Raw genomic sequence first — 5,217 nt, 5'->3', positions numbered from 1 at the left:
GTAGGCGCAGGACGGACGGCGGCGCTGGCGACGGGCTCGCGGCGATGGGTCCGGTCGAGGTCGGCGCATTCGGGAACAATGCCCGTGGCGCACGACAGCGTTGTGACGTCCTCGCGACGGGCGGCGGGACGCCATCTTTTCGCCATTATATGACAGGAACGGCCCGACGTCGACTCCCACGTCGCCCCAGATGCCGACTGGAGCGCGGGAGATGTCGAGACCCACCCCCGGGCCCGGGTCAGAGACCGTGCAGCACCCGGCGCAGCGCACGGGCGTCGTCGAGGCCGAGCATCGCCTCGATCTCGTCCTGGACCTGGGCCCATAGCGGCGCGGCGACCGCCAGCGTGTCCCGCCCCGCCGGGGTCAGTCGCAGCGTCGCCTCGCGCCGGTCGGCCCCGGGCGCGCTGTCCAGCAGCCCGTCGCGCACCAGCACCCGCGCGTTGCGCCCGACGGTGGAGCGGTCGAGCTCCGCCCGCCGCCCCAGCTCGGTCAGGGAGATCTCGACCGCATGGTCGACCTGCCGCAGCATGGCGAACTGGCCGACATTGATCCCCGCCGGAGCCAGCGCCGCGTCGTAGCGCGCGGTCAGCCGGCGGCCGGCCTTGCGGAGCGCGTTGCAGTAGCAGTCGGTGCGCTGGCGCATGGCCTCCTCTCCGGTCAGGCCGGAACCCCCGCCGCCTGTCCGCGCGGGGCGGAGCGCGACAGCGCCAGGATCAGGACCGCCGCGATCAGGCACAGCACGCCCGCCGCATAGAGCGCCGGCAGGTAGGTGCCGAAATCGGTGCGCACCGTGCCCGCCATCCAGGCGGCCGCGGCCGCGCCGACCTGGTGGCCGGCGAAGACCCAGCCGAACACCAGCGGCGCGCGTTCCGCCCCGAAGCGCTCGGCGGCGAGGCGCACCGTCGGCGGCACCGTCGCCACCCAGTCGAGGCCGTAGAACACCGCGAACACCGCCAGCTGGTTCACCGAGAAATCCGAGAACGGCAGGAACACCAGCGACAGCCCCCGCAGCCCGTAATACCAGGCGAGCAGGCGGCGGTTGTCGAAGCGGTCCGAGAGCCAGCCCGAGCCGATGGTCCCGGCGAGGTCGAAGACCCCGATCACCGCCAGCATTCCGGCCGCGGCCACCGGCATCACGCCGAAGTCGCCGCAAAGCGCGATCCAGTGGGTCTGGATCAGCCCGTTGGTGGAGAAGCCGCAGATGAAGAAGGTGATGAACAGGATCCAGAAGGTGCGGGTCCGCGCGATCTCGAACAGCGTGGTCACCGGCGCCACCAGCAGCGGCTTGAGGCCCGTGGTGCGCGCCGGGATCGGCTGGATCTCGGTCCCGCCATGGGGGGCGAGGCCCAGATCCGCCGGCCGGTCGCGCATGAAGATCAGGACCAGCGCGAAGGCCGCCGTCAGCCCGACCACGGTCACGGTCAGCGCGGTCCGCCAGCCATGGACCTCGGTCAGCGAGGCGACGAGGGGCAGGAACACCAGCTGCCCGGTGGCGTTGGACGCGGTCATCAGCCCCATCACCAGCCCGCGCCGATGGGTGAACCAGCGCGTCGCCACCGTCGCGCCGAGCACCAGCGCGGTCATGCCGGTGCCGATGCCGATCACCACGCCCCAGAGCGCCATCATCTGCCAGAGCTCGGTCATGAAGAACGAGGCGACCACCCCGCCCGCGATCATCGCCAGCGCCGTCGCGGTGACCTGCCGCACCCCGAAGCGGTTCATGAAGGCCGCCGCGAACGGCCCCAGCAGCCCGAACAGCAGAAAGCGGATGGCCAGCGCGGTGGAGATCTCGGCCGTGGTCCAGCCGAATTCCTCGCGCAGCGGCACGATCATCACCCCGGCCGAGCCCAGCGCCCCGGCGGTGGCCAGCATGGTCAGGAAAGTGATCCCCGCCACCACCCAGCCGTAATGCACGCCTCTGGCTTCGAGCGCGCGCGCGAGGGTCGTGGACGTCATCGGCGGTCTCCTCGGTCCCGGGGGCTTTGGGGCGCGCGGCCGGGGACAGGGCGGCGCGCAAGGCGGACGCTGCGGCCGGCCGGTTACGGGCATATGCCCGGGTCTTTGCGAAATCAAGCCGGGAAATGGCGTCGGAGAAAACAACGGGGCGGCGAATCAATCGCGCACATATCACAGTCTCAGGCTGTGCTTTCGGGCATCATCGCCCCGAATCCATCCGCGACCGCCCGAAACCTGACACAGGTCAGGCGAAAATCAAGCCGCCGCGCGCCCGCGCGCAACATTATTGCGCAATACATGCCTCCGGCGTCTTGCCTATTTCCCTTCCACGCGCAAATTGCCCGGTGGACAGATCGCGGTCCGGGCGGTCTTCTTCGGCCGGGACCCGGCACCGCGTCCTGGAGGAGAACGAGGGAGGAGGGCTTGATGAAAATCGGCGCCCCGAAAGAGATTTTCGAGGGGGAGAAGCGCGTCGCGCTCACCCCCGACAGCGCCAAGCGGCTGCAGAAGCTGGGCTACGAATGCCTGGTCGAGGCCGGCGCCGGCGAAGCCGCGAGCCTGACCGACGACGCCTACCGCGAAGCGGGCGTGACGGTCCTGGGCTCGGCGGCGGAGCTGTGGGACCAGGCGGACATCATCGTGAAGGTCCGCGGCCCGTCGGATGAGGAGGTGGAGGCGGCGCCCGAGGGCAAGCTGCTGATCTCGTTCATCTGGCCGGCGCAGAACCCCGAGCTGCTGGACAAGCTGAACGCCAAGAAGCTGACCGTGATCGCCATGGACATGGTGCCCCGGATCAGCCGCGCGCAGAAGATGGACGCGCTGTCGTCCATGGCCAATATCGGCGGCTATCGCGCCGTGATCGAGGCGGCCAACAATTTCGGCCGCTTCTTCACCGGCCAGATCACCGCCGCGGGCAAGGTGCCCCCCGCCAAGGTGATGGTGGTCGGCGCCGGCGTCGCGGGCTTGGCCGCCATCGGCGCGGCCCAGGCGCTCGGCGCGGTCGTTCGCGCCTTCGACGTGCGCCCCGAAGTGGCCGAGCAGATCGAGTCGATGGGCGCCGAATTCCTGTTCCTCGATTTCGAGGACAGCCAGGACGGCGCCGGGACCGGGGGCTACGCCGCCCCCTCCAGCCCGGAATTCCGCGAGAAGCAGCTCGAGCTGTTCCGCGCCCAGGCCCCCGAAGTCGACATCGTCATCACCACCGCCCTGATCCCCGGACGCCCGGCCCCCAAGCTGTGGCTCGAGGACATGGTCCTGGCGATGAAGCCCGGCTCCGTGGTCGTCGACCTCGCGGCCGAGCGCGGCGGCAACTGCGACCTGACCGTGCCGGACCAGAAGATCGTGTCCGAGAACGGCGTGACCATCATCGGCTACACCGATCTGCCGAGCCGGATGGCGACCCAGTCGTCCAACCTCTACGGCACCAACATCGCCCACATGCTGTTCGACCTGACGCCCGAGAAGAACGGGACGCCGGTGGTGAACATGGAGGACGACGTGATCCGCGGCTCGACCGTGGTCCACGCCGGCGAGATCACCTATCCCCCCCCGCCCCCCAAGGTGAAGGCCATCGCCGCGGCCAAGCCGAAGGAGAAGGAGAAGGTCCTGACCGCGGAGGAGAAGCGCGCCGCGGAGACGGCCGCCTTCAAGAAGCAGACCCGCAACCAGGTGACGCTTCTGGCCATCGGCGCCGTGCTGCTGCTGGCCGTGGGTCTGGTCGCGCCGGCGAGCTTCATGCAGCACTTCATCGTCTTCGTGCTGTCGGTGTTCATCGGCTTCCAGGTGATCTGGGGCGTGGCGCACAGCCTGCACACGCCGCTGATGGCGGTGACCAACGCGATTTCGTCGATCATCATCCTCGGCGCGGCGATGCAGATCGGCTCGGGCTCCTGGATCGTGATCCTCCTGGGCGCGCTGTCGGTGTTCATGGCCGGCATCAACATCTTCGGCGGCTTCCTCGTCACCCGGCGCATGCTCGCCATGTTCCAGAAATCGTAAGGGAGGCGCGGAGATGGATTACGGATTCTCGACCGCGGCCTACGTGGTCGCCGCGGTGCTCTTCATCCTGTCGCTCGGCGGGTTGTCGAACCAGGAAAGCGCCAAGCGCGCCGTGTGGTACGGCATCGCCGGCATGGCGCTGGCGGTGGCGGCGACGCTGATCGGCCCGGGCTCCGGCCTGTGGCTGCTCTCGGTCGCGCTGATCGCCGGCGGCGGCGCCATCGGCTACATCGTCGCCAAGCGCGTGCAGATGACCGAGATGCCGCAGCTGGTCGCCGCCATGCACTCGCTGGTCGGCCTCGCGGCGGTCTTCGTGGGCTACAACGCCCATGTCGAGCTGGTCCGCGTGATGGCGATGGACGAGACCGCCCGCGCCGGCCTCAAGGGCTTCGCGGCGCTGCTCGCCCACAAGACCGACGTGGAGATCTCGATCCTGCGGGTCGAGCTCTTCCTCGGCGTGTTCATCGGCGCGGTGACCTTCACCGGCTCGGTGATCGCCTATGGCAAGCTCGCGGGCAAAGTGTCCTCGGCGGCGACCAAGCTGCCCGGCGGCCACATGCTCAACGCCGGCGCGGCGGCGATCTCGGTGCTCTGCCTCGTCTGGTACGCGAGCGGCGGCGGGGTGCTGCCGCTGATCCTGATGACGCTGGCGGCGCTGTTCATCGGCTACCACCTGATCATGGGCATCGGCGGCGCCGACATGCCGGTGGTGGTGTCGATGCTCAACTCCTATTCGGGGTGGGCCGCGGCGGCGATCGGCTTCTCGCTCGGCAACGATCTGCTCATCGTCGTCGGCGCGCTGGTCGGGTCCTCGGGCGCGATCCTCAGCTACATCATGTGCAAGGCGATGAACCGCCACTTCGTCTCGGTCATCCTGGGCGGGTTCGGCGGATCGTCGGGCCCGGCGATGGAGATCGACGGCGAGATGATCGCCATCGACGCGGACGGCGTCGCCTCGGCGCTGGACGAGGCCGACAGCGTCATCATCGTGCCGGGCTACGGCATGGCGGTGGCGCAGGCGCAGTCCTCGGTGTCGGAACTGACCCGCCGGCTGCGCGCCAAGGGCAAGGAGGTGCGCTTCGCCATCCACCCGGTCGCGGGCCGTCTGCCGGGGCACATGAACGTGCTGCTGGCCGAGGCCAAGGTGCCCTACGACTTCGTGCTGGAGATGGACGAGATCAACGAGGATTTCCCCACCACCGACGTGGTGATCATCATCGGCGCGAACGACATCGTGAACCCGGCGGCGCAGGAGGATCCCAA

The 5,217-nt window shown here is 69.4% G+C and carries 4 protein-coding genes; 2 read left to right on the top strand and 2 right to left on the bottom strand.

Annotated features, from left to right (window positions below):
* Positions 1 to 238 precede the first annotated feature (238 nt).
* Both ACTB72_RS20320 and ACTB72_RS20315 read right to left on the bottom strand, forming a co-directional pair.
* Entirely contained in the window at positions 239 to 643 is a 405-nt protein-coding gene (locus tag ACTB72_RS20320) for a MarR family winged helix-turn-helix transcriptional regulator (protein WP_463038845.1), read from the bottom strand.
* A gap of 14 nt (positions 644 to 657) precedes the next feature.
* Positions 658 to 1,956: an MFS transporter gene (locus tag ACTB72_RS20315; RefSeq protein ID WP_463038844.1), complete on the bottom strand. Its 1,299-nt coding sequence runs from the start codon at positions 1,954 to 1,956 to the stop codon at positions 658 to 660.
* A gap of 426 nt (positions 1,957 to 2,382) precedes the next feature.
* Here ACTB72_RS20315 and ACTB72_RS20310 point away from each other — a divergent pair, with 426 nt between their 5' ends.
* Together ACTB72_RS20310 and ACTB72_RS20305 are read left to right on the top strand one after the other, a co-directional pair.
* Positions 2,383 to 3,954 carry a Re/Si-specific NAD(P)(+) transhydrogenase subunit alpha gene (locus ACTB72_RS20310; RefSeq protein ID WP_463038843.1) on the top strand — a complete coding sequence of 524 codons (1,572 nt, stop codon included), beginning with the start codon at positions 2,383 to 2,385 and terminating at the stop codon, positions 3,952 to 3,954.
* A gap of 13 nt (positions 3,955 to 3,967) precedes the next feature.
* A partial coding sequence (locus tag ACTB72_RS20305) for an NAD(P)(+) transhydrogenase (Re/Si-specific) subunit beta (protein WP_463038842.1) occupies positions 3,968 to 5,217 on the top strand: 1,250 nt, incomplete at its 3' end.

It is taken from the genome of Albimonas sp., assembly GCF_055129145.1.
This window is presented reverse-complemented; position numbering and strand designations above follow the sequence as displayed.

Excerpts from the sequence above, each read along its gene's own strand:
- ACTB72_RS20320 (WP_463038845.1), bottom strand. The coding sequence starts at position 643 with ATGCGCCAGCGCACCGACTGCTACTGCAACGCGCTCCGCAAGGCCGGC.
- ACTB72_RS20315 (WP_463038844.1), bottom strand. The coding sequence starts at position 1,956 with ATGACGTCCACGACCCTCGCGCGCGCGCTCGAAGCCAGAGGCGTGCAT.
- ACTB72_RS20310 (WP_463038843.1), top strand. The coding sequence starts at position 2,383 with ATGAAAATCGGCGCCCCGAAAGAGATTTTCGAGGGGGAGAAGCGCGTC.